Consider the following 19,613-nt stretch of genomic DNA (forward strand, 5'->3'; position numbering starts at 1 on the left):
TTTTCCGAGGTGTGGCGTGGTCGGCCACCCGGTACGGCGACCGACCACGCCACGCCGCGTCGGCGGTCAGGAGACCGTGCAGGCGGACCCGTTGAGGGTGAAGGCGGTAGGCCTCGGGTTGGCGCCGGTGTGGGTGCCGTTGAAGCCGAAGCTGGTCGACGCCCCCGCCGCCAGCGTCCCGTTGTAGGCCAGGTTCGTGGCGGTCACCGCCGTGCCGGTCTGGGTGACGTTCGCCGACCAGCCCTGCCCGACCTTCTGCCCGGCGTTGCCGAAGGTGAACGCCAGCGTCCAGCCGTTGATCGCCGTCGTGCCGGTGTTGGTGACGGTGACATTCGCGGTGAACCCGGTGTCCCAACTGTTCGCTGTCCAGGTCACCGCGCAGCCGCCGCCGGCCGGCGGGGTCGTGGTGGTCACCGTGACGCCGGGCGAGGCCGGCGACACGTTGCCGGCCGCGTCCACCGCGACCACGGTGAACGTGTACGTGGTGGCGGCGGTCAGCCCGGTCACCGCGAGCGTGGTGCCGGTGGTGGAGCCGACCAGGACGGTCCCGCCCCGGTAGACGCGGTAGCCGGTGACACCGACCGCGTCGGTGGCCGGACCCCAGGTCAGCGTCAGGCCGGTGGCGCCGACAGCGGAGGCGGTGGGCGTGCCGGGCGCGGTCGGCGGGGTGGTGTCGGGCGCCGGGGCGGCCGGCGTGGTGACGGTCAGCGCCGCCGACGCCGCGGACCGGTTGCCGGCGCCGTCGAGCGCGCGCACGGTGAACGAGTACGTCCGCTCGGGCGTCAATCCGGTCACGGCGAGCCCGGCCACGTTGGACGCGGTGACGACCGGGTCGCTGCCGGCCGACGTGCGGGTGACCTCGTAGCCGGCCAGGCCGCTGCCGCCGGTGTCGGTGGAGACGGGCCAGGTCAGGGTCAGGCCGGTCGCCGTGACGGCGGACGCCACCGGGGTGCCCGGAACGGTCGGCGCGGTGGTGTCCGGGGTGGCCGGGCCGGGCTCGTCGCCCCAGACCCGCACGCCGCCGGAGTAGAGCGGCACCTTCCGGTTCGGCCCGGCGGTCGCCTGGTAGGAGGGGTCGTTCGTCGGGTCCCAGGTGCCGCCCTCCGGCACGCCGATCTTGAACTGCACCTCCATCCGGTGCTGCGACTGCCCGGCCGGCGCGATGGTGTAGCCGGTGCAGTCGACCTCGACGTACCAGATGTCGCCGCTGAGCTGCTTGGCGGTCGACGGCGACGGGCAGCCCTGGGTGTAGCCGGGCGTGACGGTCACCGGGCCGGTGCCGTCCGGCCGGAAGTAGTACCGGAACTTACCGGTGGTGAGCGCCCGGGCCGGGAACGCCGACTTGTTGTAGATGATCGCCTTGAGCCCGGTGGCCCGCGGCTCGGCCTGCATCACCGTGGTCTCCACGGTCAGCTCGTCCATGTCCGGCGTCTCGGCGGTCGGGAAGCCGGCGCGCGGGCTGCCGCCGTACTCGCCTGTCAGCCGGGCCAGCGCGGAGGTGAAGCCGGCGTTGTAGTCGGTGGCCACCTCGTTCATCACGTAGTCCGAGCGGCTGTCGCTGTAGGCGTCGTTGGCCGACGACGGGCCGCCGACCAGCGCGCCGTAGAGCACGTGCCGGGTCTCGACGGGCACGGTCTGGCTGTCCCACCAGGATCCGTGCGCGGTGCGGTGGTGCGGGTTCTTCGGCGGGTTGGTCCCGAACCCGATCATGTAACTGGAGTTGCGCGGGTTGTCGCCGAGCGCGTAGTTGACCTGCCGGACCGCGAAGTCGTGGTAGCGGGCCTTGCGGGTGGCGTCGGTGGTCTTGTCGCTGTAGACGAGCGCGGCGAACGAGGTGTTCGCGGCGTAGCGCAGCGCTCCCCAGGAGTCGAGCACCGCCATCCCGCCGGGCGAGTACGGCACCTTCTGCCCGTTCACGCCGACGGTCCAGTAGTCCAGCCACCGGTTGGCGTCGTCGACGTACTTCTGCTTGCCGGTCAGGTTGGCCAGCAGCACGTACGCGCCGAACTGCTTGTTGTCCCAGGCGAGCGTCCACTTGTAGGAGCGGGTGGTCGACTGCGGCTCGGTGCCGAGCTTGTCGTACTCGCTCTCCGCCTTGGCCAGGTAGGCCGCGTCACCGGTGGCCCGGTAGAGCCAGATCGCGCCCCAGACCAGCTCGTCCTGGTAGCCGCTCCACGACTTGTAGAACGAGGCCGCGTCGGTGATGCACTCGCTGTAGGCCTTCCGCACCGTGTCGGCGAACGTGTAGAGCTGCTTGGCGTGGCCGAGCAGCTTGTCCGCGTAGGCGGCGTCGGTGGGCCGGAACACCATCGACGACGCGGCCATCGCGGCCGCCGTCTCGCCGGCCAGGTCCGCGCCGCCACAGCTCGCATCGATCTTGTACGCGGGCCGCGCCATCGGCAGCACCTCGGCCGGGCCCCACCACTTGTGGTCGTCGTCGCCCTTGCCGACCTGTCCGTAGAGGACGTTCGGCGCGGGGTGCGCCTTGACGAAGTAGTCGTTGACGAAGCGCAGGTTGTTGAGCAGGTAGCTGAGCTGGCCGGAGGCCACGTAGCCGTCCCGGTACTCGACCGCGCCCCAGGCGAGCATGGTGGTGCTGAAGGCCATCGGGAAGCCGAACTTCACGTGGTCGCCGGCGTCGTACCAGCCGCCGGTGAGGTCCACGCCGACGTCGGCGCCGTCGGTCAGCGCGGAGTCCCCGCGCCAGGAGACCCGGTTCCAGGCGGGCTTGCGGCCGGACTGCTGCGCCTCGTAGAAGAACAGCGACTTCTGCAACGCCTCGGCGTAGTTGAACGCGGGCGCGGCCTGCGCCCCGGCCGGGGCGGCGGCCGGGGCGGCGGCCGGGGCGGCGGCGGCCGGGAGCGGCACGGCGGTGGCCAGGGCGGCCACCAGCGCGGCGCCGGCGGCGAGCAGCCGGCGGGACGGGCGACCGCGCGGCGGCGGGGTCGGTCGGGGCATGGCGAGCTCCTGTGGAGGATGGGCTGCCGCACGGCGGCGCGATCCGGCGACGGACGGTGCCGGTCGGGCCGCCGTGCGGCGGTGGTGGTGGGGTGGACCGCGGGGGCGCGGGAGCGCTCCCATGGATAGTCGACAATGTAATCTCGCGCCCGCCGGTTGGGAAGACGACCGCCGCCCCGCCCCGCGCGATACTCGCCGGTAACTTAGATCACATCGATGCACTGTTGCCCGCCGCGCGATCGGCACGGGACAGTCGCCACACCCCGCGGCGTCATCGACGCCGCCGCTCCCCGGACAACCCTGAGGAGATCGCGATGGCTCTCAGACTCGCCGACGGCACCTCCTGGTCCGACACCCTGACCCGGGCGGTGGCCGCCGCCCCGGAGGCCTTCACCACCACCGACGACGGCACCGCCACGCTGCACAACCTCGTCGAGGGGCAGTGGCGGGCGATCGGCACCCCCACCGCGGTCCGCACCCCGGTCGACAACACGGTCCTGGTGAACCTGGCCCGGCTCGACGCCGACGCGGCGCGCGCCGCGGTCGCCCACGCCGCCGCCGCGCACCGCGAGTGGGCCCGCACCCCGCTCGCCGACCGGACCGCCCGGGTCGTCGACGCGCTCGACGCGCTCACCACCCACCGCGACCTGCTCGCCATGCTGCTGGTCTGGGAGATCGGCAAGCCGTGGCGGCTCGCCTGCGCCGACGTGGACCGCGCGCTCGACGGCGTGCGCTGGTACGTCGGGGAGATCGAGCGGATGCTCGCCGGCGGCCGGGAGCCCTTGCCCGGCCCGGTCAGCAACATCGCCTCCTGGAACTACCCGATGAGCGTGCTGGTGCACGCCGAGCTGGTGCAGCTGCTGGCCGGCAACGCGGTGATCGCCAAAACGCCGTCGCAGGGCGGCGCGGTCTGCCTCACCGTCGCGCACGCGCTGATGCGCCGCGCCGGGCTGCCCGCCACACTGCTCTCCGGCAGCGGCGAGCAGCTGTCCGAGGTGCTGGTCCGCGCGCCGGAGATCGGCGCAGTGGCGTTCGTCGGCGGGCGCTCCAACGGCGGCAAGGTCGCCGCCGCGCTGCTCGACTCCGACAAGCGGCACTTCATCGAGCAGGAGGGGCTCAACGCCTGGGGCGTCTGGGAGTTCTCCCGGTGGGACACGCTCGCCGCGCACCTGCGCAAGGGCTTCGAGTACGGCAAGCAGCGCTGCACCGCGTACCCCCGGTTCGTGGTCCAGCGGGACCTGGTCGACGAGTTCCTCGACATGTACCTGCCGGTCGTCCGCTCGATCCGGTTCGGCCACCCGCTCGCGGTCGGCGACGACTGGACCGCCGGCGACCCGCTGCCCGAGCTGGACTTCGGCCCGCTGATCAGCGCCGCCAAGGCCGACGAGCTGCGGCGCAAGGTCGACGAGGCGGTCCGCGGCGGCGCCGTGCCGCTGCACCGGGGCAAGCTCGACGGTGCGCCGTTCCTCGACGGGCAGGACACCTCGGCGTACGTGGCGCCGGCCGTGCTGCTCGCCCCGCCCGGCCGGTCCCGCCTGATGCACGCCGAGCCGTTCGGACCGGTGGACACCATCGTCGTGGTGGACACCACCGACGAGCTGCTGGCCGCGATGAACGCCTCCAACGGCGCGCTCGTCGCGTCGCTCGCCTGCGACGACGAGGAGCTGGCCGGCAAGCTGGCGACGGACCTCCAGGCGTTCAAGGTCGGCATCAACAAGCCCCGCTCCCGGGGCGACCGCGACGAGCCGTTCGGCGGCCGGGGCGCCTCCTGGAAGGGCGCCTTCGTCGGCGGGGACCTGCTGGTGCAGGCCGTCACCGTGGGCGGCGACGGGCGGCTCTACGGCAACTTCCCCGACCACAGCAGCTATCCGACCACCTGATCCCGCCGCCGGGGCGGGTCGCTCGGGGCGCCCAGGCGGTCAAGCGGTCGTCGAGCCCACCTCTCCGCTGGCCTGAATCCTTGTCGATCTTGGACTTGTGGCACCTCCGATTTCACGCCGAGTCGAACATTTCCTGGCACCACAAGTCCATGATCGACGAAACCCTCGACTCGAGCCCGCCGCACTTCCACGTTCAAGGGCGTGATCATGAAGTTGACGGCGGTGTTGATCTCCGGTGATGCCGGTGACTTCATGATCACCTCGCTGTCCCGCCCGAGCGCGGCTGGCCGAAGCGGCCCCGAGAGCGCTCCGGACCCGTGCAGCCCGGGAACACGAACGGGGCCCCCGCACCGGAGGCCCCGTTCGTGTCACCGTCCCCCGCATCGGAGGTCGGTCAGGGTGGCGCCGCATCGGCGCCGGTGTCGGCTCCCCCGCCGGACCCGTCGGCGTGCCGCGCCGTTGCGGCTCGCCGGTGGACCCGGCCGGGCGGCCGTCAGCTCGAACCCGGCCGCTGCGCCGGCAGGCCCGCCACGGCGTCCCGGCCGGGCCACGCCGGTCGGACGCCCTCCGGCCCTCGGCCGGCCGGCACGCCCACCCGGGCGGCCGGGCCCGCCTCGGCGGGGGTCAGCGGCAACGTCGCGGTCAGCACGCCGCCGTCGCGCTCCAGCGTCACCGGCCGGTCCAGCCGGCGCAGCGTACGCAGCATCGGCGTGTTCTCGGCCTGCACGTGCAGCAGCACCGCGGCGTAACCGGCCCGGTCGGCGTGACCGAGCAGCCGGCGCAACAGCGCCGAGCCGAGACCCCGGCGCTGCCAGTCGTCGCGAACCAGCAACGCCGCCTCGGCCTCGTCCCCCTCGCCGAGCAGGTTGGCCATCGCCACGACCGGCTCCGCCGCCCCGCCGGAGCCCGCCGTGACGAGCAGGGTCAGCCCTCGGGCCGGCTCCAGCAGCCGACGCAGGCGGGCCGGCGACGGGTCCGCCGCCCCGCTCAGGTAACGCCGCTGCCGGCTCCGCGCCGAACAGCCGACGTGCAGTTCGCGTACGGCCGGCACGTCGTCGGCGGTGGCCGGTCGCACCGACACCTCCGCGCCGTCCGGCAGCACCAGCGTGACCCGGTCGGTGTCCCGGCGGCCCAGCGTCGCCGCCAGCTCGACCACTGCCTGCGCCCGGGCGTACTCGGCCGGGGTGAAGCTCGGCTCCCGGCGGCGCAGCTCGTAGCCGCCGCCCGCTGGATCGGCGAGCAGCATGGTGGTGCCGCCCACGCCGCCGGGCGCGGCGGCCGGCGTGGGACGCCAGGTCACCGCGTCGGCGCCGAGCAGCGTCCGCAACGTCGCGCCGGCCGCCTCCGGGTCACGGACCAGCCGGGCGGCCAGCCCGAGCACCCGGGTCGGCTCGTCGGCCAAGCCCCGCGCCTCACTGCGGGCGACCCAGCAGTCCCGGCCCCGGCCCCGCTCCACCGCGGCGTGCAGCTCGGCCTCGGTGACCTGCTCCGGCGCGTCGACCAGGAAGTCGTCGACCGCACCGACCTCGGTGGTGTGCACCTGCACGGTGAGGATGTTGACCCCGCGCAACGCGAGGCTCGCCGTGAGCACCGACAGGTAACCCGGCCGGTCGTCCACGGTGGCTCGGATCCGCCACAGCGCCATGGTTGTCTCCCTTCCTCACCACCGACCATGCCGGTCCCCTGTTGCGCGCCCGTTGCCCCCCGGTGACGGGCCGCCCCCGCCTCAGGTGATCGTGGTCACCGGCGGCGCACCCACCAGGTCGAGCCGGTCACCGAGGATCACCGCGCTGGCGCGGACCAGCTGGGCGAGCCGGTCCACCTCGGTGGAGTGGAACGCGGCGGCCGAGAGCGGCTCGCTGTGGTCCCGGGAGACCACCAGCACCAGGCCGGCCCGGCCGAACGGAGCGACCGCGTAGTGGTGCCCCTCCGGGCTGGTCATCGCGCGGGCCCGCAGCGGGGTCACCTCGGGCAGCCGGGGCGGCGTGGGCGCCCGCCAGCTCGCGTGGCCCACGGTGGCCGAGGCGCCCTCCCCGCTGCGCGAGGCCCAGTCGAGCGGCACCACCGCCGCCACCGCCCAGTCCGCGGCGAGCAGCCCCGGGACCGCGTCGACGAGCGTGGCCACCCCGTCGGTCGGGTTCGCCGCCACCTGGGCGAGCAGCTCCGCGTCCTGGCCGGTGGTGGTCGGCGCGCCGATCGCCCGCCACACCCCGTCCACCTTGACGCCGGGGATCGCGGCCAGCCCGGCCAGCAGCCGCTCCACCCGCGCCGCGCCCGGCCAGACCACCGTGAAGTCGTCGACCGCCCGCCCGCCGAGCCGCTCCAGCACCACCACCTGGACGATGTCGGCGCCGGAGACGCCGAGTGTCCGGGCCACCTGGCCGAGCGTGCCCGGTCGGTCCGGCAGGGTCACCCGAACTCTCAGCAGCATGTCTGATCCCCTCCGCTCGGCGGGCCGGCGACGGCCGGCAGGCTGGGGCCCAGCCTGCCGGCTGACCATTTCGTCCCCGTTGCCGCGGCATGTCCCGCCGGGAACATCCGACCTTGACAACAAAGCTGAGCTGCCATCAACTATCCGGATGACCGATCCGGCCGTCGACGCCGCCCGGCCCCCGACCGGTCCGGCCCCCCGCGGGCTCGACCTCGACCGGCTCGCCGCCCACCTGGCCGCGCACCGGCCGGAGCTGGCCGGGCCGCTGTCCGCCCGGCTGATCGCCGGGGGCAAGTCCAACCTGACCTACCTGCTGCGTGCCGGCGAGCGTGAGGTGGTGCTGCGCCGGCCCCCGCTCGGGCACGTGCTGGCCACCGCGCACGACATGGCCCGGGAGCACCGGGTGATCTCCGCGCTGGCCTCCACCGGCGTACCGGTCCCGGAGGCGCTGCTGCTCTGCGCCGACGAGAGCGTGATCGGCGCGCCGTTCTACCTGATGGCCAAGGTCGACGGCGAGGTCTACCGGCGGCGGGCGCAGACCGACGCGCTCACCGCCGACCAGCGGCGCGACCTCGCCCTGGCGATGATGGACACGCTCGCCACGCTGCACCGGGTGGAGCCCGCCGAGGTCGGGCTGGCCGACTTCGGCCGCCCGGAGGGCTACCTGGCCCGGCAGGTCCGTCGCTGGGCCGGCCAGCTGGACCGCTCCCGCAGCCGCCCGCTGCCCGGCATCGACGAGCTGCGCGACGCGCTCGCCGGCAGCGTGCCGGAGGGGGCGAACGCGGGCCGGATCGTGCACGGCGACTACCGGCTCGACAACCTGCTCACCACCGTCGACCCGGTGGCGGTGCGGGCCGTGCTCGACTGGGAGATGGCCACGCTCGGCGACCCGCTCGCCGACCTCGGCCTGCTGCTCACCTACTGGGACGTGCTGGGCGACAGCGAGCACGCCGAGGGCAATCCGGTGGCCGACGGCATCGGCCCGCGGGCCGGCTTCCCCACCGGGGCGGAGCTGATCGACCGCTACGCCGGGCGCAGCGACGTCGACGTCGGCCCGCTGCACTGGCACGTGGCGCTCGGTTGCTTCAAGCTGGCGGTGATCTGCGAGGGCATCCACTACCGGCACACCCTCGGGCAGACGTTGGGCGAGGGCTTCGACCGGATCGGCGAGATGGTGGCGCCGCTCGTCGCACACGGTCTGCACGCGGTGAGGGAGAAATAGATGGAGTTCGCGTACGACGACCGGACGACCGAGCTGCGGCAGCGGCTGGAGGCGTTCCTCACCGAGTGCGTCCTCCCGGCCGAGCCGGTGCACCACGAGCAGGTGCTGGCCGCCGGTGACCCGTGGGCCCGCCCGCCGGTGATGGACGAGCTGAAGTCCGAGGCCCGGGCCCGCGGCCTGTGGAACCTGTTCCTGCCCGACGCGCGCTACGGCGCCGGCCTGACCAACCTCCAGTACGCGCCCCTGGCCGAGCTGACCGGGCGCAGCCCGCACCTCGCCCCGGAGGCGCTCAACTGCGCCGCGCCGGACACCGGCAACATGGAGCTGCTCGCCGAGTTCGGCTCCGACGCCCAGCGGGAACGCTGGCTCGCGCCGCTGCTCGCCGGCGACATCCGCTCCGCGTTCTGCATGACCGAACCGGAGGTCGCCTCGTCGGACGCGACGAACATCGCCACCCGGATCACCCGCGACGGCGACCACTACGTGGTCGACGGACGCAAGTGGTGGTCGTCCGGGGCGATGGACCCGCGCTGCGAGATCTTCATCGTGATGGGCAAGACCGACCCGGACGCCGACCGGCACCGCCAGCAGAGCATGATCCTGGTCCCCCGGGACACCCCGGGCGTCACGGTGCGCCGCGGGATGACGGTCTTCGGCTACAGCGACGCCCCGCACGGCGGGCACGCCGAGATCGACTTCTCAGGCGTCCGGGTGCCGGTGGAGAACCTGGTCGGCGCCGAGGGCACCGGCTTCGCCATCGCCCAGGCCCGGCTCGGCCCGGGCCGGATCCACCACTGCATGCGGCTGGTCGGCATGGCGGAACGGGCCCTGGAGCTGCTCTGCCGGCGCGCCCTCGACCGGGTCGCGTTCGGCCGCCCGCTCGCCGAGCAGGGCGTGGTGCGGGAGTGGATCGCCGAGTCCCGGGTGCGGATCGAGCAGGCCCGGCTGCTGGTGCTCAAGACCGCGTGGTTGATGGACACCGTCGGCAACAAGGGCGCGCACACCGAGATCCAGGCCATCAAGATCGCCACCCCGGCGATGGCCGAGTGGGTGATCGACAAGGCCATCCAGGCGTACGGCGGGGCCGGCGTCAGCCAGGACACCCCGCTCGCCGCGCTCTGGGCCCAGGCCCGCACCTTGCGCCTCGCCGACGGCCCGGACGAGGTGCACCGGGCCTCGCTGGCCCGGCGGGAGCTGCGGCGCTGGGCCTGAGACGTCCGGCGGGTCAGGCCGAGGCGCGGCGGATCAGCTCGGTGTCCAGCAGCACGTGCGGCGAGGGCACCTCGTCGCCGCGGATGCGCGAGACGAGCAGGCGGGCCATCTGCCGGCCCATCTCCTCCACCGGCTGGAACACGGTGGTCAGCGGCGGCTCCGCCTGGCGGGCGATCGGGGCGTCGTCGAAGCCGATCACCGCGACGTCCTCGGGCACCCGGCGACCGGCCTCGCGCAGCGCGCGCAACGCGCCGAACGCCATCAGGTCGGACGCGACGAAGACGGCGTCCAGGTCGGGGCAGGCGTCCAGCAGCCGGCGCATCGCGGCGGTGCCGCTGCCCTCGCTGAAGTCCCCGTACGCGATCAGGCCCGATTCGACAGCGCCCCCGGCGGCCCGCACCGCCTCCCGGTAGCCGGAGAGGCGGGCCAGGCCGGCGCCCATGTCCTGCGGGCCGGCGATGGTCGCGACCCGCCGCCGTCCCTGGACGAACAGGTGCTCCACCGCCTGCCGGGCACCGCCGACGTTGTCCACGTCGACGAACCACGCCGGCTGGGCGTTCGGGTGCAGCATCCGGGCCGGCCGACCACCGAGCACCGCGGGCAGGCCGCGCTCCTCCAGCAGCGTGGGCAGCGGGTCGGAGTCGTGCAGGGAGAGCAGGAGCACGCCGTCCACATGCTGGTTGGTCAGGTGGTGCTCGACCCGCTCCCGCTCGATCGGCGACTGCACCATGGCCAGCCAGAGCTGCATGGGCGTCTCCAGCAGCCCGGAACTGACGCCCCGGACGATCGCCGCGAAGAACGGCTCGGTGAAGACCCGCTCCCCCGATTCGGAGACGACCAGGGCCACCGAGTCGGTGCGCTGCGTGACCAGCGCCCGGGCGGCCCGGTTGGGCACGTACCCCAGCTCGGCGATGGCCTGCTGGACGGCGGCCCGGGCTTCCGGACTGACCTGCGGCGAACCGTTGACCACGCGGGAGACCGTGCCGCGCCCGACGCCGGCGCGGGCCGCGACCGCGTCGAGGGTCGGGCGCCCGAGCGAGCGGGTGCGCTGCGTTGTCATCGTCTGTGCTCCTCCGACGGGCGGGCGGGCCCGGCACCGGTTGAGGCTCCGGTGCCGGGGCCGCCCGTTACTGGCTGGCCCAGCTTATTGTGCGGCCAGGCCGTTGCGTCGGATCACGTCGGCGTACCACCTGGCGCTGGACTTCGCGATCCGGGCCTGGGTGTCGTAGTCGACATAGACCATGCCGAACCGCTTCGTGTAGCCCCAGGCCCACTCGAAGTTGTCCATCAGTGACCAGGCGAAGTAGCCCTTCAACGGCACCCCGGCCTCGATCGCGGCGTGCGCCGCGCGCAGGTGCGCGGCGAAGTAACCCAGCCGGTCCTGGTCGTCGACCCGGCCGTCGACCACCTCGTCGACGAACGCCGAGCCGTTCTCGGTGACGTAGAGCGGCAGGTCGGTGTATTCCCGGTGGACCCGCTCCAGCGTCTCGGTCAGGCCCGGGGCGTCGATCTCCCAGTCCATGTCGGTGACCGGCACGCCCCGGGTGACGAACCGGACGTCCTCGCTGCCCGGCCAGCAGGACGGCGCCCGCCAGTAGGGCTCCGGCTCGCCGCCCTCGACCGGCGCGGCGACCACGTGCCGGCTGTAGTAGTTGACCCCGACCATGTCCAGCGGGGTGGAGATGGTCTTCAGGTCGCCGTCGCGGACGTGCCCGAGGTCGGTCACGCCGCGCAGGTCGGCGACCAGGTCGGCCGGGTACGCGCCGCGCAGCACCGGGTCGAGGAAGAAGCGGTTGGCCAGCGCGTCGATCCGGCGGGCCGCGTCGGCGTCGGCCGCCGAGCCGGTGGCCGGGGTGACCGGGTAGAGGTTCACCGTGATGCCCAGTTCCGCCTCGGGGCGGGACGCCCGCACCGCCTGCACCGCCAGCCCGTGCCCGAGCATCAGGTGGTGCCCGGCCCGGACCGCGTCCGCGCCGTTGGAGCGGCCCGGAGCGTGCACGCCCGAGCCGTAGCCGAGGAACGCCGAGCACCACGGCTCGTTCAGCGTGGTGAAGTATTTCACCCGGTCACCGAGTTCGTCGGCGACCAGCTGCGCGTACTCGGCGAACCGGCCGGCGGTGTCCCGGGCCGGCCAGCCGCCGGCGTCCTCCAGCGGCTGGGGCAGGTCCCAGTGGTAGAGCGTCACCCACGGCTCGATGCCGTGCCCGAGCAGCTCGTCGACCAGGCGGCGGTAGAAGTCCATCCCCTCCTGGTTGACCGGGCCGCTGCCGCCGGCCTGCACCCGGGGCCAGGAGACGGAGAAGCGGTAGGACCGCAGCCCCAGGTCGGCCATCAGCCGCACGTCGTCCGGCATCCGGTGGTAGTGGTCGCAGGCCACGTCGCCGGTGTGCCCGGCCACCGTCCGACCCTCGGTGTGGCTGAAGGTGTCCCAGATCGACGGCGTACGGCCGCCCTCCGCCGCGGCGCCCTCGATCTGGTACGCGGCGGTGGCCGCGCCCCAGAGGAAGCCGGGCGGGAAGGTGACGGCCGGGCCCTCGTCGAGGACGCCGACGGCGGGCGGGCTGGCTGGGTTGCTCACGACTTGACGGCGCCTTCCATGATGCCGCCGATGATCTGGCGGCCGAACAGAACGAACACGATGAACAGGGGCAGGGTCGCGATCAACGTACCGGCGAAGATCTGCGAGTTGTCGGCGAAGTAGGCGGTGTTGAGGCTGCGCAGCGAGATCTGGACGGTGGGGTTCGACGGGTCGGCCAGCACCACGAACGGCCAGAAGAACTGGTTCCACTGTTCCATGAAGGTGAGCAGGCCGAGCACCGCGGCGGCGGGACGCAGCGCGGGCATCACCACGTGCCAGTAGACCTTCCAGGTGGAGCAGCCGTCCACCCGGGCGGCCTCGATCAGCTCGTTCGGGACCGCCTGCTCGGCGTACTGGCGCATCATGAAGATCCCGAAGCCGCCGATGAGGAACGGCACGGTCACCGACGGCATCGTGTTCAGCCACTCGAGCTTCGCCATCAGGATGTAGAGCGGGAGCACGCCGAGCTGGATCGGCACCATCATCGAGGCGAGGATGATCAGCAGCAGCGCGTTCTTGCCCCGGAACCGGAGCTTGGCGAACGCGAAGCCGGCGAGCGAGCCGAAGAACACCGTGGCGATGGTGATCGTCCCGGAGACCAGGAACGAGTTCATCAGGCCCTTGACGACGTTGGCGTCGCCGTTGGCCAGCACCCGTTCGATGTTCTCGCCGAGCTTGCCGCCGGGCAGGAACGGCGGCGGCCAGGAGTTGGCCGCGTCGTTGGTCCGCGAGGCGATGACGATCATCCAGTAGAACGGGAACAGCGACAGGATCACCCCGAGGACCAGCCCGAACCAGGTCAGCGGGCTGGCCTTCCAGAGCCGTTCGGCCTGGTGGGTGGCCTTGGCCGGCGCGGTCGGCCGGGTGGGCGGACGAAGCGTGGTGGTCGTCATCTCGTCACCTTCACTTGTCGGAGCTGATGCGGCGGGCCAGCAGGTAGTTGACCGTCGACATCAACGCGATGAGCACGAAGAGCACGAGCGCGACCGCCCCGGCGTAACCCCACCGGAAGCGCTGGTTCATCACGTCGAGCAGGTACATCGTGATGGTCTGGAACTGGCCCTCCGAGCCCCCGGAGAGACCGCCCGAGCCGCTGGTGAACAGCAGTGGCTCGGTGAACAGCTGGAGACCGCCGATGGTCGAGATGATCAGCGTGAAGATGATCGTGGGGCGCAGCTGCGGGACGGTGATCGACCAGAACTGGCGCCGCCGGGAGGCCCCGTCCAGCGCGGCGGCCTCGTACATGTCCTTGCTGATCGACTGCATGGCGGCCAGGTAGATCAGCGCGTTGTAGCCGACCCAGCGCCAGTCGACCATGGTGGAGATGGCGAACCAGGAGGCGAAGCGGTTCGCCCGCCAGTCGATCGGGTCCAGGCCGACGCTGTCCAGCAGCCAGTTGATCAGGCCGAAGTCCTTGGCGTAGATCATCGAGAAGATCAGCGCGACCACCGCGGTCGAGGTGATGATCGGCATCGCGATGGCCATCCGGAAGAAGGTCTGCGCGCGCAGCTTCCGGTTCAACGCGTTGGCCAGCATGAGCGCCAGCATCAGCTGGGGCACGGTGGAGAGCACGAACATGCCGAACGTGTTCACCACCGCGTTCCAGAACTGCGGGTCGTCGGTGATCAGTTCGACGAAGTTGTCCATCCCGACGAACGAGATGGTCGCGTTCAGCGGCGACCGGTCGGTCAGCGCGATCCAGACCGTGTAGGCGATCGGGTACGCGCTGAACACGGCGAAGATCACGAAGAACGGCAGGACGTACAGGTACGGCGAGTACTTCAGGTCCAGCTTGGTGGCCGAGCTGGCGCGGCGGTGCGAGGTGCGGGCGCGCGGCGGGCGGGGCTCGGGCGGCGCCGTGGCGTGCAGGTCGAGGCTCATCAGGAGTCCTTCTCCTCAGCCGGCGTCACCCGCCACACGGGTGACGCCGGGCTCTGCGGGCACCGCGGGTGGCGCCGGCAGCACAGGGCTGCCGGCGCCACCCGCGGGCGGCTCAGCCGGGTCACTTACCGGCGGCCGCACCGTTCTTCAAGGCCGCCTGCCACTGCTCGTCGGCCGACTTGCCCTGCTCCACGGCGCGCAGCGTGTTCTCCACGGCGGTGCGGACCGCGTTGTTCTTCGGGCCGAGGTAGACCGGCTTCAGGTCGGAGGCGCCGGCGGCGAAGATCTTGCCGACCGGGGCCTTGCTGAAGTAGTCGTTGGTCGAGTCGGCCACGGCCGGGTCGGTGAGCGCCTGCGGGTTGGACGGCAGGTTGCCGACCGCCTTGAACGCGCCGATCTGGCCCTGTGCGCTGGTCAGGAACTTGGCCAGCTCGATGGCCTCCTTCTGGTGCTTGCTCGACTTCGGCACGCCGAGGAAGGAGCCGCCCCAGTTGCCGCCGTTGCCGGGGGCCTTGGCGACGTCCCACTTGCCGGCCGCCGCGTCACCGGCCTGGCCCTTGATCACACCGGTCATCCACGCCGGGCAGGCGATGGTGGCGAAGCTGCCGTTCTTGAAACCGGCGTTCCACTCGTTGGAGAACGACTGCAGGTTGTTCGACAGCCCGGCGCCGATCATCTTGGTGGTCAGCTGGTACGCGGCCTGCACGTCCGGGTTCTGGTCGATGACCATCTTGTTGCTCTTGTCGTAGTACGTGTAGCCGGTGCCCTGGCCCGCGATCTGCATCAGCACCACGTTGTAGAAGTTGGTCGCCGAGTCGACGAACTTGTGCTTCTTGTCGGCGGCGGCGAACTTCTGGCCGGCCTCGATGAACTTGTCCCAGGTGGGCCAGAGCGCGCCGACCTGCTCGCGGTCGGTGGGCAGGCCGGCGGCCTTGAACAGGTCGCTGCGGTAGCAAAGCGCCATGCCGCCGACGTCGGTGCCGAGGCCCAGCACCTTGCCGTCGGGGGTGCTGCCCTGCTCCCACTTCCACGGCAGGAAGTTGCCCTTGAGGTCGTTCGCGCCGTGGTCGGCGAGGTTCACGAACTTGTCGGCCTGCGCGTAGAACTGGACGATGGTGCCCTCTTCCAGGGCCACCACGTCACCGGCGCCCGAGCCGGCGGTGATCTGCTGGGTCAGCCGGGTGTTGTAGTCACCGAGACCGAGGCCCTTGCCGCGCTCCTGGATCTTGACGTTCTTGTGCTCGGCTTCGTACTGCTTGTACAGGTCCTGGTAACCGAAGCCCTGGTCGCCGAAGACGTCGACGACCAGGGTGACCGGACCGTCGCTTTCGCTGTCGCCGCCGCCCGACGAGTCGTCGCTGCAGGCGGTGGCGGTGGCGAGCACCGTGACAGACGCGAGCGCGATGGCCGCGAGCTGCCGACGGCGGATGGGGAGGCTCATCTTTCAGACCCCTCTTTCGGTGGTGAGGCGAGTTATTCGTGTGGTGGGGGGTGCGTTTCGCGCCGGGCCGGAGCGGGCAAGGAAGAGATTCACGCCACTCCCGGGAGCGCTCCCATGAGATTGCCGGGAGGTAACAGGGGTGTCAATAGGCCGGTGGGAGCGTTCCCATTTCGTTACCGCGTGCCCCCGGGCCCTCCCGGAGACCCGCTCAGCAGCAGCGGCGCAGCAACGTGGTGGCGCGGTCGGCGGCGAACCCGGCCGGGTCGAACGCCGGGCCGGCCCAGTCCCGCATGGTCGCGTGCTCGGGATGCGCCGGATCGGCGAGCGCGGCCAACAGCACGGCGTAACCCTCCGGGCCGCCCACGCCCTCCGGCGGAGCGGCCCGCTCCCCGTCCACACAGGCCGGGTAGCGCTCGTCCGGGTCGGCGGCGCAGACGTCCTCCACGACCAGGTCGTGCTCCCACCAGTCACCGAAGTCGTAGGTGTAGCGGAACCGGTCGCCCTTGCCCACCACCGCGTCCAGCCGGACGTCCAGCTCGTCGCGGAGCGCCAGCTCGCCGCCCGGGTCGGGCTCGCCGTACTGCCGGCCGTCGATCTCGAACGAGTGCAGGTGGCAGTCGCGCCACCCGATCGCGTGCTGGAGCACCCGGTGCAGCCGGTCCAGGGTGTAACCACCGGGCACCAGCACCCGTCGCCAGACCGGCGGCCGGACACCCGCCAGGGACACCATCAGCTGGAAGATCTGACGCGGCACGTGGTCCCATCCTTCCTCGGCATAGGCTGCCCGCATGATCTGCCGAGCCTGCCGGGAGCGGCGGCACGACGACTGTCCTGGCCGGAAGTGGTGCGACTGCCAGCACCGTACCGCCGAACCCACCCCACCGGTCACCGGTCCGGCCGGCGAATGAACGTCGGAACCCCGATCGAACGGATCTGGCCGGCACCCGTCACCGGCCCGCTGACCGACCCGCAGCTCACCGCGCTCTACGGCCGCGCGCCCCGGCCGCACCTGCGGGTCAACTTCGTGGCCAGCGCGGACGGCGCGGTCACCCTGGACGGTTACTCGGCCGGCCTCTCCGGCGAGCCGGACAAGCGCGTCTTCGGGATGCTGCGGATGCTCTGCGACGGCCTGCTGGTGGCCGCCGGCACGCTGCGCCACGAGGGCTACCGCGCGGTGACGCTCAACGCCGAGCGCCGCGCCTGGCGCCGCGACCGGGGCCTGGCCGAGTACCCGACGCTGGTGGTGGTCTCCGGTTCACTCGACCTCGACCCGGCCCAGGGTTGCTTCGCCGACGCACCGGTCCGGCCGCTGGTGCTCACCCGCGACGACGCCGAAGCGCCGGCCGGGTTGACCGAGGTGGCCGACCTGGTCCGCTGCGGCGCCGACCGCGTCGACCTGACCGCCGGGCTGGCCGAGCTGCGCCGGCGCGGGCTGGAGCAGGTGCTCTGCGAGGGCGGGCCGCACCTGTTCGGCGCGCTCACCGCCGCCGACCTGATCGACGAGCTCTGCCTGACCGTGGCGCCGCTGCTCGCCGGCGCCGGGCCGGGCCGGATCACCGCCGGCGCCGGCAGCGCCCCACGGCACCTGCCGTTGCGCCACGTGCTGGCCGCCGCCGACGGGGTGCTGATGCTGCGCTACGCCCGCGACGCGGACCAGCCGCCGTCCGCCGGGGCCGCACCCGCCGCCTGACCCCACCCCGCGGGGCGACACCGGCGAGTCGAACGCCGGGCGGCAGGTCGGTCTACACCGACATACCTGAGAGTCATCATTATGACTCTCAGGTATGTCGCTCTCGACCGCGTCCTTGTCCACGTCCCGACACGCCGACACCGACACGCCGGTCCGCCTCGCGCCCTCCGGAAGCCGGCTGGCTCGGCACGGCCCCGAGAAATGGGCCTTAACCTGGGGAAATGGACGTGACGGAGCGGCCCGCGGCGGGGCCGGCCCGGCGGCCGTTGCTCGCCGCCGCGCTGCTCACCGCCGCCGGGCTGGTCGACGCGGTGTCGGCCTGGGCACACACGCGGCACGGGCGGTTCGCGGTGGCGACCGCCGACGGGGTCTACCAGGTCGACCTCGGCGCCTGGGCATGGGCGCACCTCGCGGTCGGCGGCGCGGTCGTCCTCGCCGGACTGGCCGTGCTGGGCGGCCGGCGCGGGGCGGTGCCGCTGGCGTTCTGCTGCGTGCTGCCCGCGATCGTGGTCGACCTGCTCCTCTTCCCCTACGCGCCGGTGCGGACGGTCATCGTGGTCGCGCTGGACGGTGCCGCGCTCCGGCTGCTGGCGCGCCATCACCGGTCCACGCGGGCGGCTGATCAGCCGCGACGCGGCCCGGCCGGCTGATCAGCGTGGCTGGCAGACCCTGCCGGTACGCGCCGGGTCACCCTCCCGGCTGGCCGACCAGACCGGGTTCTGCGACAACAGCAGCGACGGCGCCTGCCAGGCCGAGCCGAGCCGCTGGAGCAGGTCGTACTCGCGCCGGGGCTGGTCGACCGGCGCGCCCTCCAGGAACCGGATCACCTGGTCCTGGACGGCCCGGTTGCCGATCAGCCCGCCGTGCAACGCGGGCATCTGGTAGACCGGCACGTGGCTGTACTCGCCGGGCGGCGCCTCGGCCGCGCTCACCGTGGGCAGGAAGGCGATGATCCGGACGCCCGGCACCGGGCAGAGCGTGCGGTTCCGATAGAACGCGGCGTCCACCAACATCGACCGGACGAACGCCTCGTCCGGGTGGTCCTTGACCGGGCGCGGCAGGTTGGCCAGCCAGAACAGCGCCCGCAGCTGCCAGCCGGTGGCCACGCCCCAACCCTCGTACCCCGGGGGCGGGTAGTAGGTACGGCCGGCCTGCACCAGCGGGCTGAACAGCACCACCGCGGTCACCGGCCCGCGCGGCAGCTTGTCCAGGAAGGCCCGGGCCACCATCGCGCCCTCGCTCTGCCCGACCAGCGCGATCGGCCGTCCGGTCCGCCGGTGCAGCGCCTCGACCTGCGCGGCGAGCAGCGCGGCGCTGGTGTCCAACGACTGGTGGGTCGCCTCCGGCTCGTACGGCAGCGGGCGGCCCCCGCGGTCCAGCCCGCGGTAGGAGAACCGCTCCACCCGGGGATCGGCGGGCGGGGTGCCCAGCCAGCGCGAGTCGTGGCCGCCGAGCACGATGACCGCCTCGCGTACCTCAGCCGGTAGCCGCTGGGTCACGACCGGCGGACGCCACGGCCCGTTCTGCCCCCCGGCCGCCACTCCGATGAACGACTCGGCCCAGATCGCGCCGACCACGGCCAGGACGATCACGATCGGCGCGGCCGGAACCCGGGGCAGCCGGACCCGGACGGGCAGCACCGCGGCGGCCACGGTGCGCAGCCAGAGCGCGCCGTTCACCGCCCCGGCGAGCGCGGCGACCGGCACCCCCCACCAACCGGGGGCGCTGGAGATCAGCGCGCCGGCCAGGGTGAGCACCACGAAGTTCAGCGTCGACCAGCCGAACAGCTCGATCGTGGGCAGCCCGCGCCACCACCTGTCCACCACCCCGGCGCGGGCCAGGAACGGCGCGGTCACCAGCAGCGGCCCCAGCGAGGCGAACAGATACCAGGACAGGGCCACCGCGGAGAAGGCGACGGAGAGCGCGGCCCACGGCGAGACCACGAGCGCGGCCACCACGGCGACCTCCAGGTTGCGTCGCAGCAGCCAACGCCGCGACGGCCGAGCCTCCCCGGCCGGCCAGGACAACCAGGTCAGCAGCGCGGAGAGCAACGCGCGGATCACGATCAGCGCGAGCAGGCCGAGCGCGAAACTCCCCCACGAGTCGTGGTAGACCAGCAGCCACCGCATGTCGTGGTACGAGTCGTACGGCCAGACCGCGGTGACCTGCGGCGCGAGCCCCTGCGCGGCGTGGAACCGGGCGGTGACCAGCACCGCCTCCTCGACCGCCGGCAGGGCCGCGGCGAGGGCGAACAGCCCGACCAGCCGGCCCCGCGTCGACGCCACGTCCCGCTCCCCCGCTCTGTCCGGCCTCTCTGCAG

The 19,613-nt window shown here is 72.9% G+C and carries 15 protein-coding genes; 5 read left to right on the top strand and 10 right to left on the bottom strand.

Annotated elements, in window-relative coordinates; genetic code table 11:
* Positions 1–66: 66 nt before the first annotated feature.
* Positions 67–2,958 carry a glycoside hydrolase family 9 protein gene (locus O7598_RS21110; protein ID WP_269693042.1) on the bottom strand — a complete coding sequence of 964 codons (2,892 nt, stop codon included), beginning with the start codon at positions 2,956–2,958 and terminating at the stop codon, positions 67–69.
* A gap of 314 nt (positions 2,959–3,272) precedes the next feature.
* Between O7598_RS21110 and O7598_RS21115 the strand changes: the two genes are divergently transcribed.
* On the top strand, positions 3,273–4,838 hold the full coding sequence (locus tag O7598_RS21115; protein ID WP_269693043.1) for an aldehyde dehydrogenase family protein: 1,566 nt from the start codon (positions 3,273–3,275) through the stop codon (positions 4,836–4,838).
* A 493-nt stretch (positions 4,839–5,331) separates the two neighbouring features.
* Here O7598_RS21115 and O7598_RS21120 read toward each other — a convergent pair whose 3' ends face one another.
* Positions 5,332–6,483: a GNAT family N-acetyltransferase gene (locus tag O7598_RS21120; RefSeq protein ID WP_269693044.1), complete on the bottom strand. Its 1,152-nt coding sequence runs from the start codon at positions 6,481–6,483 to the stop codon at positions 5,332–5,334.
* Between the two features lie 81 nt (positions 6,484–6,564).
* A complete protein-coding gene (locus O7598_RS21125) occupies positions 6,565–7,269 on the bottom strand; it encodes an amino acid-binding protein (protein WP_269693045.1) in 705 nt (234 codons plus the stop codon).
* 148 nt (positions 7,270–7,417) lie between these two features.
* Between O7598_RS21125 and O7598_RS21130 the strand changes: the two genes are divergently transcribed.
* Together O7598_RS21130 and O7598_RS21135 are read left to right on the top strand one after the other, a co-directional pair.
* On the top strand, positions 7,418–8,491 hold the full coding sequence (locus tag O7598_RS21130) for a phosphotransferase family protein (RefSeq protein ID WP_269693046.1): 1,074 nt from the start codon (positions 7,418–7,420) through the stop codon (positions 8,489–8,491).
* Complete coding sequence (locus O7598_RS21135) at positions 8,492–9,703, top strand: acyl-CoA dehydrogenase family protein (RefSeq protein ID WP_269693047.1); 1,212 nt, start codon at positions 8,492–8,494, stop codon at positions 9,701–9,703.
* Positions 9,704–9,716: 13 nt separating this feature from the next.
* Here O7598_RS21135 and O7598_RS21140 read toward each other — a convergent pair whose 3' ends face one another.
* From O7598_RS21140 to O7598_RS21165, 6 genes are all read right to left on the bottom strand, one after another.
* Positions 9,717–10,763, bottom strand: a complete 1,047-nt coding sequence (locus O7598_RS21140; protein WP_269693048.1) for a LacI family DNA-binding transcriptional regulator — start codon at positions 10,761–10,763, stop codon at positions 9,717–9,719.
* Positions 10,764–10,847: 84 nt separating this feature from the next.
* Positions 10,848–12,281 carry a GH1 family beta-glucosidase gene (locus O7598_RS21145; RefSeq protein WP_269693049.1) on the bottom strand — a complete coding sequence of 478 codons (1,434 nt, stop codon included), beginning with the start codon at positions 12,279–12,281 and terminating at the stop codon, positions 10,848–10,850.
* Complete coding sequence (locus O7598_RS21150; RefSeq protein WP_269693050.1) at positions 12,278–13,174, bottom strand: carbohydrate ABC transporter permease; 897 nt, start codon at positions 13,172–13,174, stop codon at positions 12,278–12,280. The genes O7598_RS21145 and O7598_RS21150 overlap by 4 nt, the downstream gene beginning before the upstream one ends.
* Before the next feature lie 10 nt (positions 13,175–13,184).
* Positions 13,185–14,162: a carbohydrate ABC transporter permease gene (locus O7598_RS21155; protein ID WP_269693051.1), complete on the bottom strand. Its 978-nt coding sequence runs from the start codon at positions 14,160–14,162 to the stop codon at positions 13,185–13,187.
* A 121-nt stretch (positions 14,163–14,283) separates the two neighbouring features.
* A complete protein-coding gene (locus O7598_RS21160) occupies positions 14,284–15,603 on the bottom strand; it encodes an ABC transporter substrate-binding protein (RefSeq protein ID WP_269693052.1) in 1,320 nt (439 codons plus the stop codon).
* 208 nt (positions 15,604–15,811) lie between these two features.
* The gene (locus O7598_RS21165) at positions 15,812–16,357 is read right to left on the bottom strand and encodes a plasmid pRiA4b ORF-3 family protein (RefSeq protein WP_269693053.1); all 546 of its coding nucleotides are present in this window, start codon (positions 16,355–16,357) and stop codon (positions 15,812–15,814) included.
* Between the two features lie 150 nt (positions 16,358–16,507).
* Here O7598_RS21165 and O7598_RS21170 point away from each other — a divergent pair, with 150 nt between their 5' ends.
* Together O7598_RS21170 and O7598_RS21175 are read left to right on the top strand one after the other, a co-directional pair.
* Positions 16,508–17,293 (top strand): pyrimidine reductase family protein, encoded by a 786-nt coding sequence (locus O7598_RS21170; protein WP_269693054.1) that lies wholly within the window; start codon positions 16,508–16,510, stop codon positions 17,291–17,293.
* Between the two features lie 221 nt (positions 17,294–17,514).
* Positions 17,515–17,943: a DUF7144 family membrane protein gene (locus O7598_RS21175; RefSeq protein WP_269693055.1), complete on the top strand. Its 429-nt coding sequence runs from the start codon at positions 17,515–17,517 to the stop codon at positions 17,941–17,943.
* On the opposite strand, the gene O7598_RS21180 is transcribed toward O7598_RS21175, so the two are convergent.
* The gene (locus tag O7598_RS21180; protein ID WP_269693056.1) at positions 17,944–19,578 is read right to left on the bottom strand and encodes a hypothetical protein; all 1,635 of its coding nucleotides are present in this window, start codon (positions 19,576–19,578) and stop codon (positions 17,944–17,946) included.
* Positions 19,579–19,613 lie beyond the last annotated feature (35 nt).

It is taken from the genome of Micromonospora sp. WMMC241 (genome assembly GCF_027460165.1).
Taxonomy (GTDB): Bacteria; Actinomycetota; Actinomycetes; order Mycobacteriales; family Micromonosporaceae; genus Micromonospora; species Micromonospora humi.

Bases quoted from the DNA above. Each gene is read 5' to 3' on its own strand.
- O7598_RS21110 (WP_269693042.1), bottom strand. From the start codon at position 2,958: ATGCCCCGACCGACCCCGCCGCCGCGCGGTCGCCCGTCCCGCCGGCTG.
- O7598_RS21115 (WP_269693043.1), top strand. From the start codon at position 3,273: ATGGCTCTCAGACTCGCCGACGGCACCTCCTGGTCCGACACCCTGACC.
- O7598_RS21120 (WP_269693044.1), bottom strand. From the start codon at position 6,483: ATGGCGCTGTGGCGGATCCGAGCCACCGTGGACGACCGGCCGGGTTAC.
- O7598_RS21125 (WP_269693045.1), bottom strand. From the start codon at position 7,269: ATGCTGCTGAGAGTTCGGGTGACCCTGCCGGACCGACCGGGCACGCTC.
- O7598_RS21130 (WP_269693046.1), top strand. From the start codon at position 7,418: ATGACCGATCCGGCCGTCGACGCCGCCCGGCCCCCGACCGGTCCGGCC.
- O7598_RS21135 (WP_269693047.1), top strand. From the start codon at position 8,492: ATGGAGTTCGCGTACGACGACCGGACGACCGAGCTGCGGCAGCGGCTG.
- O7598_RS21140 (WP_269693048.1), bottom strand. From the start codon at position 10,763: ATGACAACGCAGCGCACCCGCTCGCTCGGGCGCCCGACCCTCGACGCG.
- O7598_RS21150 (WP_269693050.1), bottom strand. From the start codon at position 13,174: ATGACGACCACCACGCTTCGTCCGCCCACCCGGCCGACCGCGCCGGCC.
- O7598_RS21155 (WP_269693051.1), bottom strand. From the start codon at position 14,162: ATGAGCCTCGACCTGCACGCCACGGCGCCGCCCGAGCCCCGCCCGCCG.
- O7598_RS21160 (WP_269693052.1), bottom strand. From the start codon at position 15,603: ATGAGCCTCCCCATCCGCCGTCGGCAGCTCGCGGCCATCGCGCTCGCG.
- O7598_RS21170 (WP_269693054.1), top strand. From the start codon at position 16,508: ATGAACGTCGGAACCCCGATCGAACGGATCTGGCCGGCACCCGTCACC.
- O7598_RS21175 (WP_269693055.1), top strand. From the start codon at position 17,515: ATGGACGTGACGGAGCGGCCCGCGGCGGGGCCGGCCCGGCGGCCGTTG.